The sequence below is a fragment of the Cyanobium sp. BA5m-21 genome, assembly GCF_024346235.1.
Lineage (GTDB): Bacteria > Cyanobacteriota > Cyanobacteriia > PCC-6307 > Cyanobiaceae > Cyanobium_A > Cyanobium_A usitatum.
Map to the genome: position 1 here is coordinate 28,716 of NZ_JAGQCO010000002.1, position 16,510 is coordinate 45,225.

The 16,510-nt window shown below is 63.7% G+C and carries 17 protein-coding genes and 1 pseudogene; 10 read left to right on the forward strand and 8 right to left on the reverse strand.

Translation table 11 applies throughout. The features are described 5' to 3' along the window. The first annotated feature begins 33 nt into the window (after positions 1-33). Together purD and nblS are read left to right on the forward strand one after the other, a co-directional pair. The gene (gene purD / locus KBY72_RS00840; RefSeq protein ID WP_254992942.1) at positions 34-1,362 is read left to right on the forward strand and encodes a phosphoribosylamine--glycine ligase; all 1,329 of its coding nucleotides are present in this window, start codon (positions 34-36) and stop codon (positions 1,360-1,362) included. Continuing rightward, positions 1,359-3,335 (forward strand): two-component system sensor histidine kinase NblS, encoded by a 1,977-nt coding sequence (gene nblS, locus KBY72_RS00845; protein ID WP_254941013.1) that lies wholly within the window; start codon positions 1,359-1,361, stop codon positions 3,333-3,335. Before purD ends, nblS begins: the two co-directional genes overlap by 4 nt. On the opposite strand, the gene kaiC is transcribed toward nblS, so the two are convergent. The 3 genes from kaiC to KBY72_RS00860 are packed head-to-tail and all read right to left on the reverse strand — an operon-like array spanning position 3,332 to position 6,174. Beyond that, positions 3,332-4,873, reverse strand: coding sequence for a circadian clock protein KaiC (kaiC, locus tag KBY72_RS00850; RefSeq protein ID WP_254941012.1), 1,542 nt, complete (start codon positions 4,871-4,873; stop codon positions 3,332-3,334). The two genes, nblS and kaiC, sit on opposite strands and share 4 nt — an antisense overlap. A 28-nt stretch (positions 4,874-4,901) precedes the next feature. Beyond that, positions 4,902-5,294: a circadian clock protein KaiB gene (gene kaiB, locus KBY72_RS00855; RefSeq protein WP_241518179.1), complete on the reverse strand. Its 393-nt coding sequence runs from the start codon at positions 5,292-5,294 to the stop codon at positions 4,902-4,904. Positions 5,295-5,313: 19 nt separating this feature from the next. Beyond that, on the reverse strand, positions 5,314-6,174 hold the full coding sequence (locus KBY72_RS00860) for a circadian clock protein KaiA (RefSeq protein WP_254959803.1): 861 nt from the start codon (positions 6,172-6,174) through the stop codon (positions 5,314-5,316). Positions 6,175-6,369: 195 nt separating this feature from the next. Here KBY72_RS00860 and rplU point away from each other — a divergent pair, with 195 nt between their 5' ends. Both rplU and rpmA read left to right on the forward strand, forming a co-directional pair. After that, a complete protein-coding gene (rplU, locus tag KBY72_RS00865) occupies positions 6,370-6,774 on the forward strand; it encodes a 50S ribosomal protein L21 (RefSeq protein ID WP_254959804.1) in 405 nt (134 codons plus the stop codon). A gap of 56 nt (positions 6,775-6,830) precedes the next feature. After that, on the forward strand, positions 6,831-7,094 hold the full coding sequence (gene rpmA / locus KBY72_RS00870) for a 50S ribosomal protein L27 (protein WP_106502291.1): 264 nt from the start codon (positions 6,831-6,833) through the stop codon (positions 7,092-7,094). Positions 7,095-7,174: 80 nt separating this feature from the next. On the opposite strand, the gene KBY72_RS00875 is transcribed toward rpmA, so the two are convergent. Further along, positions 7,175-7,927, reverse strand: a complete 753-nt coding sequence (locus KBY72_RS00875) for a class I SAM-dependent methyltransferase (protein ID WP_254959805.1) — start codon at positions 7,925-7,927, stop codon at positions 7,175-7,177. 31 nt (positions 7,928-7,958) lie between these two features. Next, entirely contained in the window at positions 7,959-8,687 is a 729-nt protein-coding gene (locus KBY72_RS00880) for a queuosine precursor transporter (RefSeq protein WP_254959809.1), read from the reverse strand. A 42-nt stretch (positions 8,688-8,729) separates the two neighbouring features. On the opposite strand from KBY72_RS00880, the gene truB reads away from it, so the two are divergent. Continuing rightward, positions 8,730-9,617 (forward strand): tRNA pseudouridine(55) synthase TruB, encoded by an 888-nt coding sequence (gene truB, locus KBY72_RS00885; protein WP_254959810.1) that lies wholly within the window; start codon positions 8,730-8,732, stop codon positions 9,615-9,617. Positions 9,618-9,645: 28 nt separating this feature from the next. Continuing rightward, entirely contained in the window at positions 9,646-10,431 is a 786-nt protein-coding gene (locus KBY72_RS00890) for a YebC/PmpR family DNA-binding transcriptional regulator (RefSeq protein WP_254959811.1), read from the forward strand. Between the two features lie 44 nt (positions 10,432-10,475). Here the strand turns inward: KBY72_RS00890 and KBY72_RS00895 are convergent, their stop codons facing one another. Next, entirely contained in the window at positions 10,476-11,423 is a 948-nt protein-coding gene (locus tag KBY72_RS00895; RefSeq protein ID WP_254959812.1) for a proline iminopeptidase-family hydrolase, read from the reverse strand. A 141-nt stretch (positions 11,424-11,564) separates the two neighbouring features. Between KBY72_RS00895 and KBY72_RS00900 the strand changes: the two genes are divergently transcribed. From KBY72_RS00900 to KBY72_RS00915, 4 genes and pseudogenes are all read left to right on the forward strand, one after another. Further along, positions 11,565-13,058: a DUF1254 domain-containing protein gene (locus KBY72_RS00900; protein ID WP_254959813.1), complete on the forward strand. Its 1,494-nt coding sequence runs from the start codon at positions 11,565-11,567 to the stop codon at positions 13,056-13,058. Beyond that, positions 13,055-13,312 carry a hypothetical protein gene (locus tag KBY72_RS00905; RefSeq protein WP_254959814.1) on the forward strand — a complete coding sequence of 86 codons (258 nt, stop codon included), beginning with the start codon at positions 13,055-13,057 and terminating at the stop codon, positions 13,310-13,312. Before KBY72_RS00900 ends, KBY72_RS00905 begins: the two co-directional genes overlap by 4 nt. Before the next feature lie 18 nt (positions 13,313-13,330). After that, a pseudogene (locus tag KBY72_RS00910) lies at positions 13,331-13,678 on the forward strand (DUF1254 domain-containing protein); the annotation flags it as partial. Between the two features lie 378 nt (positions 13,679-14,056). Then, positions 14,057-14,470 (forward strand): DUF1214 domain-containing protein, encoded by a 414-nt coding sequence (locus KBY72_RS00915; protein WP_254959890.1) that lies wholly within the window; start codon positions 14,057-14,059, stop codon positions 14,468-14,470. On the opposite strand, the gene KBY72_RS00920 is transcribed toward KBY72_RS00915, so the two are convergent. Both KBY72_RS00920 and KBY72_RS00925 read right to left on the reverse strand, forming a co-directional pair. Beyond that, complete coding sequence (locus KBY72_RS00920) at positions 14,444-15,199, reverse strand: glucosamine-6-phosphate deaminase (protein WP_255021670.1); 756 nt, start codon at positions 15,197-15,199, stop codon at positions 14,444-14,446. The two genes, KBY72_RS00915 and KBY72_RS00920, sit on opposite strands and share 27 nt — an antisense overlap. A gap of 2 nt (positions 15,200-15,201) precedes the next feature. Continuing rightward, positions 15,202-16,494, reverse strand: coding sequence for a SpoIID/LytB domain-containing protein (locus KBY72_RS00925; RefSeq protein WP_254992943.1), 1,293 nt, complete (start codon positions 16,492-16,494; stop codon positions 15,202-15,204). Positions 16,495-16,510: the final 16 nt, after the last annotated feature.

Below are 16,510 nucleotides of genomic sequence, written 5' to 3' on the forward strand. Positions count from 1 at the left end.
GCTTTCGCTCACTCCCCACCTCGCGTCCGGCCCATGCCCCCTGCCTCCTGTCCAACACCCGCGCGGATCCTGGTGATCGGCGCGGGTGGCCGCGAGAACGCGCTGGGCTGGGCCCTGGCCCGCTCGCCAGGGGTTGAGGCTGTCTGGATTACCCCTGGCAATGGGGGCAGCTGCGACCTACCGGGCTGCCAGCAACTGGCCATCGCCGAATCCGACCACAACGGGCTAGAGGCCGCCTGCCGCGACCTGGCAATTGAACTGGTGGTGGTGGGTCCAGAAGCCCCCCTGGCTGCTGGCCTGGCCGACAGCTTGCGCGCTGCGGGATTCCCCTGCTTCGGCCCGGGGGCCGATGGGGCGCAGCTGGAGGCAAGTAAGCAGTGGGCTAAGGCGCTGATGAAGGAGGCCGGCATTCCCACCGCCGGCTACTGGTCTGCAAACAGCCGCGAACAAGCTCTGCAAATTTTGACGGCCCAGGGGCGCCCCCTGGTGGTGAAGGCCGATGGCCTGGCCGCCGGCAAAGGCGTCACGGTGGCCGAAAGCGTTGAGGAAGCACGCGCCGCAATCGAGGAAATTTTTGCCGGCCGCTTCAGCGCAGGGCCCAAGGATGCCGGCGCCGAATTGACAAGCGTCTCCCTGGTGCTGGAGGAGCGCACCGTTGGTCCCGAAGTGTCCGTATTCGCCCTCTGCGATGGCCAGCGCATGGTGCTGCTGCCCACTGCCCAGGATCACAAGCGCATCGGCGAGGGCGACACAGGCGCCAACACCGGCGGCATGGGCGCCTACGCCCCGGCTCCCCTATTGGATGCGGCCGGCCTAGAAGAGGTGCGCCAGCGGGTGCTTGAGCCCACCGTGGCTGCCCTGAGAGCTCGAGGCATCGACTACCGCGGCGTGATCTACGCCGGCTTGATGCTCACCGCAGCCGGACCGAGCGTGATCGAATTCAATTGCCGCTTCGGCGATCCGGAGTGCGAAACCCTGATGCCCTTGCTGGGGCCGGAGCTAGCCCAAATTCTGTTGGCCTGCGCCAACGGCAACCTCGACCAAGCTCCAGCCCTCACCATCCATCCCGGCTGCAGTGCCTGCGTTATCGCCGCTGCGGAGGGCTACCCAGGTGAGCTGCGCCGCGGCGACCCCATCGCAAGCGCCCTGCAGCCCACCGACCAGTTGCAGCTGTTCCATGCCGGCACCCGCCGTGATGACCACGGCCGCTGCCTAACCAGCGGCGGCCGGGTGCTGGCGGTGGTGGCCCAGGCCGACGATTTTGACACCGCCTTCGAGCGGGCCTACGCCGGGCTAGCCCAAGTGCACTTTGAGGGCATGGCCTTCCGCCGCGACATCGGCCATCAGGTGCGCAGCCGATGAGCTGGCGCCAGGCCATGGGCCGCTGGTGGGCGGAATTCAGCCTGCAGACCAAGCTGCTGGCTGTGGCCACCCTGGTGGTGAGCCTGCTGATGACGGGCATCACCTTTTTGGCCCTCAATGGCATCCAGAGAGATGCCCAGCTGAGCGATACCCGCTACGCCCGAGACCTAGGCCTGCTGCTCTCGGCCAACATCACGCCCCTGGTGGCTGAGGGCAACGACCGGGAGCTGGCGGCAGTAGCAGATCGTTTCTGGCGCTCCAGCCGCAGTCTTCGCTACATCTTTTTCGCCGATCCAGAAGGGGTGATCTACCTAGGCATTCCGATCGGTGCCAGCTCTGGCAGCAGCGAGCTGCTGCTCAGCCGCCGACTCGAATTGCCCGCAGACCTACAGAAACGGCCTGACACGCCCCTGATCCGCCAGCACCTAAGCCCAGGCGGCCAGGTGACCGATGTGTTTGTGCCGATGGTGAGTGACGGCCGCTATCTCGGCGTGCTGGCCCTGGGTATCAATCCAAACGAAACCCTGCTCACCAGTGCCGCCCTCACCCGGGAGGTGACAGTGGCTGTGTTCATCTCAATCTGGGTGCTGGTGATTTTGGGGGCAGTTTTCAATGCCCTTACCATCACGCGCCCTGTGAAAGAGCTGCTGCAGGGGGTGCGCTCGATCGCTGGCGGCAACTTCGAGACCCGGCTGGCCCTGCCGGTGGGCGGGGAATTAGGGGAGCTGCTCGACGGCTTCAACACCATGGCCTCCCAGCTGGAGGACTACAAGGCAGCAAACATCGAGGAGCTCACCGCCGCCCAGGTGAAGCAGCAGTCCCTGATCGCCAAGATGGCCGATGGGGCGGTGCTGCTGGATGCCGAGGGCGCAATTGTGCTGGCCAACCCCACCTCCCGTCGGCTGTTCCGCTGGGAGGGCCGCAACCTCGAGGGCAACGACCTGATTGCCGAGCTGCCGGAAAGGCTGGCGATGGAGGTGCAGCCAGCCCTCGACAGCGTGACCTGCCGCGACCGAGACAGCGCCGATGTGCGTTGCAGTTTTGGCGAACCGATCCGCACCCTGCGCATCGTTTTGCAGTCGGTGAGTGATGCCAGCGGCGAAAGCCTCAAGGGCATCGCCATGACCATCCAAGACCTAACCCGCGAGGTGGAGCTCAATGCCGCCCAGAGCCGCTTCATCAGCAATGTCTCCCACGAGCTGCGCACGCCGCTGTGCAACATCAAGAGCTACGTGGAAACCCTCCACGACCTAGGCGACCAGCTCAGCGAAGAGGAAAAGCGCGAATTTCTGGGGATCGCCAACGCCGAAGCCGACCGGCTCACCAGACTTGTCAACGACGTACTCGACCTATCCCGGCTGGAGTCGGAGCGGGAGTGGAACCTAGAACCGCTGGAGCTGGCCCCAGCCATCGAGCAGATCCTGCGCACCTACCGCCTCAATGCCGATGAAAAGGGCGTCTCCCTGGCCTTTGAAGCTGATCCCCAGCTGCCGCGCATCCTGGGCAACTGGGACCTGCTGCTGCAGGTGTTCGACAATCTGGTGGGCAATGCCCTCAAATTCACCCCCAAGGGTGGGCGGCTGCAATTACGGGCCTACCCCTGGCCCGATCTCTGCGTGCTAACTCCGGGCAACGAACCCAGCAGGGACAGCCCCAGCTGCGATCTCACCTCACCCCTACCCCGGATTCGAATCGAAATCGCCGACAGCGGCTGCGGCATCTCGGATGCAGACCAGGAGTGCATTTTTGATCGCTTTTATCGAGTTGAAAACGCGGTGCACACCGAAGCTGGCACGGGCCTAGGCCTATCGATTGTGCGTGGCAACCTCGAAAAACACGGCACCCAGGTGCGCATGGCCAGCGCCCTAGGGGTGGGCAGCACCTTCTGGTTTGACCTACCCCTAGAGAATTCCGACACGGACGAACTGCGGTTACTGGCCGAGCGCCGCCGCTACGACCAGGCCGAGATTTAAATCTCGTCGGCGGCGACGCTGCGGGCGATACGGGAGAGCTCGCTGCGCTCGTCGGTGGTGATCCGGTGGGGCACCCCGGAGATGATGCGCTCGAAGTTGGAAAAGGAATCCTTGATCTCAGGGCCATTGCTTGTGATCACGAATTCACGGATGCCCTTGTCGTGCCAGGAACCGCGCATTTTGAACACATTCAAGGCACGGGCCATCTCACCGCGGATCTCCACGTATTGGAGCAGCAGGATCGTGTCGGTGATTGTGGAGATATGGGAGTCGGTGATCGAATGGCTACCCATGAACTCCTCGGAGGTGTTCGTAAAGAAGCCGGCAATCTCCTCCTGCTTGGCATAACCAGTAACGCCAATCACAAACTGCCGAAAGGCGTTGTGGCTCACGCCCCTGGCTAGGGCACTTAGGGAATCGATCGCCATCCGCGATGGCTTGAACTGGCCTATTTCGGTTTTGATGATTTGGAGGTGATCTTCCAAACCCGTGGACTCGGGATAGGCGCAAATGATCTTGAGCAGGCCGTCCTGCTCCATCTGCTCAAAATCGATACCCCAACTGGTGGCATTGCGAAGCAGCTGGGCACGGGACTCCTCGTAAGCGAACAGAATTGCTCTCTCCTTAGAGCGACAAGCATCCTCGACAAATTTGGATACCAGCAGGGTTTTACCCGTACCCGTGGCACCGGTGGCCAAGATGATCGAATCCTTGAAGAAGCCTCCGCCGCACATCTCGTCGAGCCTGGGAACGCCGGAGCTGAGCCGCACATTTGAGGATCGCTGGGTGAGGCGCATGGCTCCCAGCGGGAAAACGCTGATGCCGTGGCTACCCATCGTGAAAGGGAACTCGCCCTTCATGTGGGTGGTGCCGCGCAGCTTGAGAATCTCCGCGGTGCGGCGCCGCCGCTCCCCCTCCAGCACGTTGCGGAGAATCACAACGTTGTCGGAAACAAATTCTTCAACCCCGTAGCGAGCAATCGGACCGTATTCATCGATCCTTTCGGTGGTCATCAGCGTGGTGACACCAATTTCCTTCAACCTGGCAATAAGGCGGAATATCTCCCGACGCACCACGGAAACCGCGTCGTATTGCTGAAATACAGCCGTAATCGAATCAATAGCCACCCGACGGGCTTTGTACTTACGAATTGCATAATTAATCCGCTCAATCAAACCGGACAGATCAAAACTCCCCGCCACATCCTGGCCTTCCGGATCCGGCGAGGCGTCAAGAATAAAGAGCTTGTCTTGCTCCACCATCTCTTGCAGATCCCAACCAAAACTTGCCGCATTACGCAGAATATCTAGGGGCGACTCTTCAAAGGTTACGAAGATTCCCGGTTCGTTGTACTGACGAATGCCGTTGTATAGGAAGTTAAGAGAAAACACCGTCTTACCGGTGCCTGAGGTGCCGCTGATCAGGGTGGAGCGGCCGATGGGCAAACCGCCATGGCACACGTCGTCGAAGCCCTCGATCCCAGTCGGGAGCTTCTGTACCTGCATCAGAGGGTTGCTAGTGGGGCTTGGTTCCTGCATCGAGGGAAGAGTTCTGAAGAAAAACTACTCAGGGCAGCGGCTCAAGAGAAGGGAGAGGATCTGTAGGAACCGAAACCGACGGATTTGCCATGCCGTCGGCGTCGCATAGTTCCTCTTCCAAAACCTCCTCACTAAGCTCTTCGTAGAGCAAATCAAGCCCGATCAGCACCCGCTCCCGATCGGAGAGATCGCCGATGATGCGGCGCACAGGCGGCGGCAAGATCTTGGCCAAGGTGGGGGTTGCGAGAATCTTGTCCTCCTCAGCCAGCTGAGGATTTTTCAAGACATCAATCACCTTCAAGGCATATACGCCCCGGAATTCCGTTTCCAGAATATTCCGCAGTGTTTTCAAGGCACGCATCGAGTTGGGCGTATTGCCCGCCACGTAGAGCTTGAGGATGTAGGTCTTGCGTGGAGTCATGGTTAAGAAACCTCCTGGTTCAAGCCGTCTTGGGCTGGCCGGACGCCTGGACCGGCAAACCAGTCAAAGGCGCATCGGGTGGAATGGAGCGGCGGTACATCTCGCAGAGATGGGCCATCACATCGAGCAGGGCCAGTCGATATTCCTGGAGGAAATCGTTCTTGTGCCCTTCCAGCTTGAGCTGCTTGGAGAAGCCATCAATGAGATTCATGTGAATCTCAACAGTTTTAGTAATGGGTAAATCACTGAAAAAAGCCGTATTGACGAAACTTTCCAAGGCCTGGTTTGCCGCCGCCGGATCCCGGAAATAACTGAGTAGCAGGTCTCGATAGGTGCGCTCTAGAGAATGGATCAGCTCTTCGCGCTCCCGCTCGCTCAGGTTACGTAGAAAGCGGGCTGGATCACGCTTGTAGAAAACCCCAACAAAGCCGACGCGGCCCTTCAACCGGTTGGCCAGCTTCCAGCGGTCGGGGGGTTCGGTGCTCTGGCCAGCAGGGGAGCTCTCGGAGCCGGCCAGGCCTTCACGTAAATAGCGGGAGACAGCCGCATCCAGGCTGTAGCTGAGCTGTTCAAGCTGATCGGGGGGCAGGTGCACCTCCGCTTCATGGAGTTCGATCTTCCCTCCCACGCCCCCGATCACCACCGCCGGCATCAGCAGTCCCAGATCCCCAAAGGCGCGGCAGTCATCTGGGCTGAGCCCCCCCTGCTCCAGCAGCACGGCGTCGAATTCCTCCCGTCGCTGCTCTAGCTCCACCAGGGGGTTGGTAGAGGGATCAACCCAGACCATGCGGCAACGCCCCCCGACCAGCCAGCGAGAGCATGCTTGCTGCAGGCGGGGATCTCGGATCAGAGAAGCGATGGTGAGGGCCGGTTCGGGCATGGACCGCGTTGGCAGCGGGGCAACCCGCGGGAAAGGCCCCTGAATGTTGACGAAAGGGAGGGCCGGGCGAGAGGATTATTGTTTGTTTTTCGATTGTGCGCCAGGCCGAATGACGCTAAGCCATTTTTAGGTCAGGGTTTATTGAAAACCTTGGCTCAAAAAGTGCTCCGTCAGCCTGGCCACGCTCCTGCCGCCATGAGCCCTACCACCGAATCCGCAGCCAAGAGCAGCGCCGAACCGGCCGCTTCCCAAGACGCCCCCACCAGTGGCGCCTACGCCATTGTTGAGGCATCAGGCCAACAATTCTGGCTGCAGCCGAACCGCTACTACGACCTCGACCGCCTTGGCATCGATGTCGACGGCACCTTGACCATCGACAACGTGTTGCTGGTCAACGACGGCAAAACCACGACCCTGGGCCAGCCGTACGTAAAAGGAGCCAGTGTTGAGCTCAAGGTGATGGCCCATCGCCGCGGCCCCAAGATCATCATTTACAAAATGCGCCCTAAGAAAAAGACCAGGCGCAAAAACGGTCACCGTCAGGAGTTGACCCGCGTGATGGTCGAATCGATTTCCTTAGGTGGCAAGGCTCTGGCCTGAGCTTTTTTTACCGCCCCTCTCCAATTTCCATTTCCACTAGCTGATACCCCCGATCCATGGCCCATAAGAAAGGCACAGGCTCCACGCGCAACGGCCGCGATTCCAACTCCAAGCGCCTCGGCGTCAAGCGCTACGGCGGTGAAACCGTGTGCGCCGGCTCCATCCTGATTCGCCAGCGCGGCACCTCCGTGCTGCCCGGGGTCAATGTTGGCCGCGGCTCCGACGACACCCTGTTCGCCCTAGTTGATGGCGTAGTCAACTTCGAGAGCATCAAGCGCGGCCTGCGCAACCGTAAGCGCATCAATGTTGCCATCGCCTGAATCGGCCCCAGGCCCTTAAAGCGATTCCTTACTGCCGGCGGATCTCCGCCGGCTTTTTTATGCCCCGGGCTACCTGCCCTTCAGGCCAATCGGTAGGCCCGGGTCGTGATCAGGTAGGGGTGAAACACCTCGAGAAAGCGGCTCTGCAGAGTGCGGAAAAAAGCCTCCACCAGCTCTGGGGCATCGAAGTGAAAGGGGTACTCGCCCTGAAATCCCTTGAAGAAATACCAGTTAAGTAGGGCGATGCCGGCTGGGGCGAGGCGCTCGGCAAACAGGGCCAGCTGGGCGGCAGGATCGCTCAGATGCTCCAGCACATCCAGGCAAACGATCGTGTCGAAGCGCCCGGGCAGGGCTGGATCATCCATATCCCGATAGCAGCTCAACTTGGCGCCCAAGCCCAGCTCGGCAGCGCGAGCCTGCACAAAGGCGCGATTGTGGGGATTGAGATCCACAAACCACACCCGCTCCACCTCGGGAAGAGCCGCCGCGGCCAGGGCATGGCTGCCGATGCCGCCGCCGAAGTCGAGCACCTGACCGCGGGCAAAGCGCTGCTGCAGCCGCAGGGTGTCAGCGATGTAGTCGGCGCTGCCTAGGTGCCAGGCCGCCAACTCCAGCAGATGGCCGGTGCCAACAGTGTCTTCATAAAAGCGACCCGCCTGGTCTGGATCAAAGGCACCGGGGTGCAGGGCGGCCAGGTCGTCGGTGCTGCTGGGCAGGCGGCGCTCCAGCTCCTCGGGAGAAATGTCGAGGAAGCTGGCCAACTGGGGGCGCAGGGCGAAGCCATCAGCCAAGAACCGCTCCACCCCCAACTCCAGCTCCCCTGCCGCGCCCATGCCTTGCCATGCTCTTTAGATGAGCGTCAACCTAGGAGCCAGCCCCGATACGGGCCTCTTCCACTAGTTCAGCCCCTTCTCCCGGCACCTCTAACCAGCGCCGCAGCCAGGCCACCAGGCCATAGAAGGGCAGGGTGTCAGCCAGGGCTGCCACAAGTTTGAACAGGTAGCCACTGGCGATGAAGGAGGCCAGCTGGGGTACCACCGGCTCGCCGGGGCGCACCGGCAGCACATGGCTGGCGTAGTGACTGATCAGCACCACGGCGCTGGTATCCACCAGCTGGCTAACCAGGGTGGAGCCGTTGTTGCGCAGCCATAGGGCCTTGCCCCCACTGAGGCGCTTCCAGAAATGGAATAGGCGCACGTCGGTGAACTGGGCCGCCAGGTAAGCCACCATCGAGGCGCCAACCGCGCCGAAGGCGAGCCGGCGCACCTCAAAAAAGGTGGCATCGGGCGCGCCTGCCAGCCCCGGCAGGATGCCGCCAAGCCAAAGGATCAGCACAATCCAGCCGTTTAGCAGCAGACCCACCCACACCAGCTGGGAGGCCTTCTGCTCGCCCCACAGCTCACTGATCAGGTCGGTGCAGAGAAAGGTGATCGGATAGGGCAGTGCCCCCACCGCCACCACGATCGGCCAGGAGCCAATCGTGCCCAACTGCAGAAAGCGGGTGAGGCCAAGAATGTTGAGCATGCCCATGGTGCCCAGGAAGATCCCAGCCAGCACCAGAAACGCCAGGTCACGGCGCTGCAGCAGGGTCATTGGAGCTGAACATGGGACGCTGCAAGGGTGACGCTCCGATCCATGGCTGACCAGCCCTGCGGCTTTCTGGTGCTTGACAAGGCGGCGGGACTCACCTCCCACGCCTGTGTCGCCCGGGTGCGGCGCGCCTACAAGCTCAAGCGGGTGGGCCATGGCGGCACCCTGGATCCAGCAGTCACCGGGGTGCTGCCAATCGCCCTAGGCCCCGCCACCCGGCTACTGCCCTACCTGGAGGGCGACAAGACCTATCAAGGCGTCGTCCAACTGGGAGTGAGCACCGTCAGCGACGACCTGGAGGGAGAGGTGCTGGCCCGCTTTGCCGTGCCAGCTTTGGTGGCGTCGGATCTGGAGGCGGCCCTGGCAGCCTTTCGTGGCACGATCGACCAGGTGCCGCCCCAGGTTTCAGCCGTGCACGTGGAGGGTCAGCGGGCCTATGCCCTGGTGCGCCAGGGCGAGCAGGTCGAGCTGGCCCCCCGAGCGGTCACAATCCAGCGGCTGGAGCTGCTGGGCTGGGATGCCGCCACCGCCAGACTGGAGCTGCTGGTGCACTGCTCAGCCGGCACCTACATCCGCTCCCTAGCCCGCGACCTTGGCGAGGCGCTGGGCTGCGGTGGTGCCCTGGCGAGGCTGCGCCGCACCGAGGCTCTTGGCTTTGGCCTCAAACAGGCCGTGCCATTGGAAGCCCTCGATCAGGCGCCATTGCCCGACCTGCTGAATCCGCTGGCAGCTCTGGGGCACCTACCCCAACGGCAGCTGCTCGATGCGGAACTTGAAGGCTGGCGCTGCGGCCGCGCCCTTGACCATGGGCTGTCGCTGGAGAAAGGAGAGCCCGTGGCGGTGCTGGGGCCGGATGGCAACCTGGCCGGCATGGCTCGCACCAGTGAAGGCGGCCTCTTGCAGCCCAAGCTGGTGTTCAACGCAACCGGCTAGCCCCTCGCTCCTCTCCCCCCGCACCCCGATGGCCGGCCACAGCAAGTGGGCCCAGATAAAACGCACCAAGGCCGTGGTGGATTCCAAACGCGGCGCCGTGTTCACCCGGCTTGGCAGGGAGATCATGGTGGCGGCCCGAAGCGGGGCCGACCCCGCCGGCAACTTCCAGCTGCGCACCGCCATCGAGAAGGCCAAAGCCGCAGGTGTGCCTAACGCCAACATCGAGCGAGCCATCGCCAAAGGTTCAGGGCAAGGCGGTGGCGCTGGCGAAACCTTTGAGGCGGTGCGCTACGAGGGCTACGGCCCCGGTGGCGTGGCGGTGCTGGTGGAGGCCTTCACCGACAACCGCAACCGCACTGCCGCCGAGGTGCGCCTGGCCTTCGGCAAGCATGGCGGCAACCTGGGCGAGACCGGCTGTGTGGGCTACCTGTTTGAGCAGCGCTCGGTGGTGCAGCTCGCCGCCGGGGATGGCCAAGCCATCGATGAAGAAACTCTGCTGGAGGGGTTGCTGGCCCTGGAGGAGCAGGGCGGACCCGCCGCCCTCGGCTACAGCCCTCTTGAGGAAGGGGGGCTGGAGGTGTTCGGCAACTTCGCAGACCTGGAAGCCCTGCAGGACGGCCTGCGGCACCAAGACTGGGTAGTGGTGGGTTGGGAACACCGCTGGATTCCCCAGACCGCCTGCCCCCTAAGCGACGCCGAAACTCTGCGTGCCTGCCTGCGCATGCTTGATGCCCTCGAGGACCTGGAAGATGGGCGCAGCGTTACCAGCAACCTGGAGGCCGACGAGGGGCTGCTGGCGGCGGTGATGGGCTAAGAGCAGCGGTGCCAAGCAACTGCTCTAGGCAGTGGCTAACCCACTTAAGGATCCTCTCGAATCGTTTGGGCATCAACCCGCCGCAGAAAATCGATCAGACCCTGGATATAAACCACCTGGTCATCAACCATCGCCATATGGCTTCCATTCGGGCAGTGGAGATGGGAACCCCGCGGCAGAGCCTTGGCCATAGCCGCCATCTGCTGGGGATTCATGGTGTCGTGGGCGGCACCAATGGTGAGAGTGGGAACCTGAATCCGTGATAGGTCAGCCCTGCGATCCCACTGGGCCAACTTGCCACGCGCGCCCAGCTCACTGGGGCCCTGCATGGGGATGTAGACCTTCGGATTGAGGTGCTCAAATGCACGCAGAACCGAATCGGGCCATTGCGCATAGGGTCGGCGCAACACATGGTGCTCGTAGTGGTGCGGAATCAACAACTCCATGTAGCGTGGGTTGTCGTAATCCTCGGCAGCTTCGATGGCTTGGAGCTCGGCCAGAACGCCCGCCGGCAGTTGACGTAGAAAATTTTCTTCAGCGTAACGATTATACTCGGGCACACTCCAAACCATGTTAGAGATTATTAATCCCTTCAGATGCTGCTGGTGGCGCAGCGCATACTCAATCGCCAGAATCCCGCCCCAGGAGTGACCGAGCAAGAAAAAATTGTTGCCATCGAGAGCCAGGGCTTGGCGCACCTGCTCCACCTCATCGACAAATCGCTCGATCTCCCAGAGATCAGCGTGATCAGGCTGGCTGCTGTGATGCGAACCCAACTGATCGTAGAAATAGAGCTCGACTCCCGCCTGGGGCAGAAAGCTATCAAACACCTCGAAATACTCGTGGGTGCAGCCAGGCCCGCCATGGAGCAGCAATAGCTTGATGTTTGGACTTGCACCGCTGCAACGTGTCCAAACCTCAAACGTGCCGTGAGCAGTCCGAACCGGAATCTTGCGAACACCGGAAGCGGGCGGAGCTGGATTAGATGTCATTGGCAAGGCCGAGAAAGATTCCTTACATAATCGTGACTAGCTGATCGTTCAGCCGCCACACGACTTTGTGTGATTCGGCGGCAAACAGCGGCGAGGTTCCTCACTAATAATTAGTACGCGACCCCCCTAGCACCCCGCTTAATGCCCCCTGTCCGCCCCGCAGCGCTATCCCTGGGAATCCTGGCCCTGCTGGCCCCCCTGAGCAGCCCGTCCCTGGCCCAGGCCGCACCCACCGCCTCAGCCAAAACCAGCGTGGACACGCCGGCTTTGGGACGCCTGCAACTGGAGAACGGCTACCCCACGGCCGCCACCGCCCGCAAGCTCTACGACACCCTCGACCTGCAGCGGGCCACCCAGGGCTACCTGTGGGCCCTGCCCGCGGTGGGCTTCAAGGCCCTCTACGACGCCCAGGCGAAAACCATGGGCGTGCGCAACGGCGATGTGCTGCTCTACCGCACGCTGCAGGACAAGGCGGGGATGCTCACCCCCAACATCACTACCCTCTACGCCTTCAGCTTCTGGGATCTGGCCAAGCAGGGGCCGCTGGTGGTGGAGGTGCCGGCCGGGCTCACCGCCGGCGGCGTGCTCGACATCTGGCAGCAGCCGATCACCGACCTGGGCCAGACCGGGCCCGACAAGGGCGCCGGCGGCAAGTACCTGATCCTTCCCCCCGGTGGGCCGGAGGTGGTGGCCCCGGGCTACCGCATCTTCCGCTCCCCAAGCAACCAGGTGTGGTTCGGCACCCGGGGCCTGGCGCCGGACAAGGCCGTGGCCGAGGCCACCGTGCGCCAGCACCGTCTCTACGGCTGGAACGAACGCACCAACCCAGCGGCCACCGGGTACAGCGAGGTGGGCGGGCGCCCCTGGCAGTCGGCCCAACCCGCCGATCTCTCCTACTGGCGGCTGCTCAGTGATCTTTACGCCAATGAGCCCGTCGCCCCCCGCGATCGGATGATGTTTGGGATGCTGTCGCCCCTGGGCATTGCGCCGGGCCAGCCTTTCAAGCCCGAGGCCCGGCAGGCACGAATCCTCAGCGAGGGGGCCCAGCTGGGTGACCTGATGGCCCGCACCATCGCCTACGACAAGCGCACCCCTGGAGCCACGGTGTACCCCGGCAAGCACTGGGAGTACGCCGTCCTGTTTGATCTGAATCAGGAATCCCCCGACAAGCTGCGGGTTCAGTTCGACGAACGCAGCTCCTGGTTCTACGAGGCCATAGCAATGTCGGTGGGGATGCAGGGCCGGGTGGTGGGCTTCGGCCAGGTGTATCTGGAGGCCTCCAAAGATGCCAAGGGCCAATGGCTCGACGGCGGCCGCAGCTATCGCATGCGCGTGCCGGCCAATGCGCCGGTGAAGCAGTTCTGGTCGATCACCCTCTACGACAACCTCAGCCGCGGCCCGCTGATCACCCCCCAGGGGGCCGCCGACCTCAGCTCCCGCAAGCCCGATCTGGCGAGCAACGCCGACGGCTCGGTGGATGTGGATTTCGGGCCAATCCGGCCTGCCGGTGCCAAGAACTGGATCCAGACCACTCCAGGCAAGGGCTGGTTTGCCTACTTCCGCTTCTACGGCCCCACCGAGCCCTATTTCGCCAAAACCTGGCAACTCAACGACATCACGACGATCCAGCCATGAAGACCAGCAACCAGCGTCCGCCCAGAAGCCTGGGGCTGATCCTCGCCCTGATGGCAGTGACCAGCGCCGCGCCGGGACCAGCCCTAGCCGCCTCTGTGGCGCCAGCCCCCACCCCCGCCGAAGCGAAGGCCATCGCCGCTGAGGCCTGGCTCTACGCCTATGCCCCCCTGCAGGGCTACCAGACCTTCTGGAACCAGACTCAGAACAAGGCCTTTCCGGGCTATGTGGGCGGCTTCAACCGATTCCGTCATTAGAGCCGCTCCGCCACCCCGGCCGACACCGACATCGTCACCCCCAACAACGACACGCCCTATTCCTGGACCTGGCTGGATCTAAGGGCTGAACCGATCGTGCTGAAGCTGCCAGCCGTGCCGGCACCCCGCTATTACGTAAACCAGTGGGTCGACCTCTACACCCACAACTTCGCCTACACCGGCGTGCGGGCCACGGGGCGCGGCGCCGGCACCTATTTGTTTGCCGGCCCCCGTTGGCAGGGCAGCGTGCCCAAGGGGATCACCAAGGTGTTCCGCGCCGAGACAGATTTCGTAGGCAGCCTCACCCGCACCCAGCTCAACGGGCCCGGGGACATCCCAGCGCTTCAGGCGCTGCAGGCGAAATACCAGTTGATCCCCCTTTCGAGCTTCGAAGGGACCAAGCCGCCCAAGCCCGCTCCGCCGGTGAACTGGCCCGCCTGGGATCCGGCAAAGGCCGAGGGAATCGGCTTCATCGGCTACCTCAACGCCCTGCTGCCGTTCATGCCCACCGTGCCGTCGGAGCAGGGGATGATGACTCGCTTCGCCCGCATCGGCATCGGCCCGGGGCGGCCCTTTGACCCCAAACAACTGACTCCCGCCACCCGCAGCGCCATCGAGGCCGGGGTGGCCGCCGCCGCCACCAACCTGCGCAGCAAGGCCCTGGCCCAGAGCAGTTCCAAGGGCTTCTTCGGCACCCGCGAGGAACTCGGGAGCGATTACCTCACCTACCGGGCCATGGGGGCGATGCTGGGGATCTACGGCAACAGCAGTTCCGAGGCCTTCTACGCCACTCAGCAGAAAGGCCCCGACGGCAAGGTGCTCGATGGCCGCCGCCAGTGGGTGCTGCGCTTCCCCGCCGGCCAGCTACCGCCGGTGAGTGAGTTCTGGTCGATCACGATGTATTCACTCCCCCAGCGATTGCTGGTGGCCAATCCGATCAACCGCTATTCGATCGGGGATCGCACCGAGGGCCTGAAGCTGGGGGCAGATGGCTCCCTGGAGATCTATCTCCAGCATGAAAACCCAGGCCCAGCCAAGGTCTCCAACTGGCTGCCGGCTCCTGCTGGGCCCTTCTTCTTCGTGGGCCGTCTCTATGGGCCAGGCCCGTCGGCCCTTTCAGGGCAATGGCAGCTACCTGCCCTGCAGGAACGTCCCTAGGGCCGCCCGATCCGCCACCACCTCCAGCCGGGGGTGGTGCTGCAGCCAGCTGGCTGGCACCTCAGGGCAGGGGGGCTCCTGCAAAGCCCGTTTCAAAATGGCAGCCTTACTGGCCCCGGTGACCACCAGCAGGATCCGCTCTGCCGCCAGGATCTCCGCCAATCCAAGCGTGATCGCCTGGGCCGGCACCGCCTCGGGATCGCCGCCAAAGGCACCAGCGTTCTGGGTCCGGGTGGCGGCGCTGAGGGTCAGGCAGCGGCAGGGGGCTTGAGCTCCGCAGGGGGGCTCGTTGAAGCCCACATGGCCGTTTAAGCCCAAACCAAGCAGCTGCAGCCCCACACCACCAGCAACCGCGAGGGCGGAGCCGTAGCGCCTGGCCTCAGCCTGGGGATCGGCCGCCAGGCCATCGGGCAGCAGCACCTGCTCAGGCTGCAACCCCAAGGTGCGCTGCAGCCGGGCAGCCATGAAGGCCGCAAAGGAACGGGTATCGGTGGCCGCCAAGCCCACATATTCATCCAGGTTGAAGCTCAGCCAGCCCTGGCGTATCGCCTGCTGTTGCGCCCCACTGAGCTGCTCAAGCTGCTGGGCTAAGGCCGCGTAGACAGGCTCCATGGTGCGGCCCGTGGCCAGTCCCAGGGGAAGCCGGGGCCGCTGCAGGCGCTCTTCCAGCAGGCGGGACGCCACCGCAGCAGCCACGGCCGGCCCATCAACGAGGCAGCGCAACTCCAACTTCAGGGGCTGACGTAGGGGCGCAACTCCGTTCCGCGGTAGTAGTGATGCAGGATCTGCTCGTAGCTCTGGCCCCGGTTGGCCATGCCGTGGGCGCCCCACTGGCTCATACCCACACCATGGCCGAAGCCCCGGCCGATCGCCAGCAGCGAAGGCGGAGGCAGTTGCACGGGCCCCTGATCCGGGGTGATGGCAGGCTCGGCTAGCCCACTTTGGTCGGCAGCCCGCGGCATCAGCGGCGGCAAGGCCGGCAGGGCCGCCAGCTGTGGGGCCAGCACCTCAAAGCGCACCATGGTGCTCTTGAGCCCCAGGCGGCTGCGCAGCTGGGCGCCGGTGAGCACCAGGGTGCCGGCAGGGCCAGTCACCCGCGCCTGGCGCACCCGACCAGAGCCGGTGGTGGCGAGCACATCGATGCGCTGGGCACCGCCGATCTCGCCAAACGCCTTCTGCAGCTGCTCGGGCTCCAGGCGCAACTGCCAGGCGTTCACCGGGCTGTGCTGATCAAAATCGGGCACGCTCACCAGGTACGGAAGCTGCTGGCTCCAGAGATCACCGCTGTTTTCGGTGCTGCCACCGGCGCTGCTGTGAAAAACCGCGTTGGCCAGGCTGGGACCAAACATCAACACCTGGCCGCGGGTGCTAACAACCGCCTGACGGGTTGAAGGGGTTTCCGCCTCAACACCCTTGTAAACCTGGCTGGAAACCGTGGCGCTCACGTCAAAGGCGGCAGCCGGCTTGCGCTGACGCAGGGCATAGGTGCGGGCTGCCACCGCCTGAGCGCGCAGGGCCGCCTGGGGCCAGCTCGCCGGCATCTCGCTGGCCACCACGCTGGGCAGGTAGGCCTCGAGGGGCACATGGTTCACGGCCTGTAGGGATGAGCTACCCACAAGCACCTGCAGTCGGCCGCGATAGCCCCGCTGCTGTAGCTGAAAATCGGCGCCTTCCTGGGGGCTGAACTGCAAATCCAACGGGGGGACAGCGGACTGGGCTGCCGGCTCCAGCCAGAGCTCTCTAACTGCAGGCAGTCGCTCCACGCCGGCGGCTCGTTCCAGCACAAGGCTGCCGGCAGCCAGCTGCAACACCACCGGCTCCAGCGGCGCCAGCGACCAGCGCTGGCTACCGGCCCGCAAAACCAAGGGCTGCTGAGGCGCCGCCAGCGTGAGCTTGACCGTTTCGAGCAACAGCACCCGCACCTGCGGGTTGGCCTGCTGGGCCCGCAGCTGTCCCGGAGCAGCACCGGTCAGCACCAGGGCGCTTGCCAGCAAAGACACCAGGGGAAAGCGCAATACGGGCACGGAGGCTGCTTCTCCC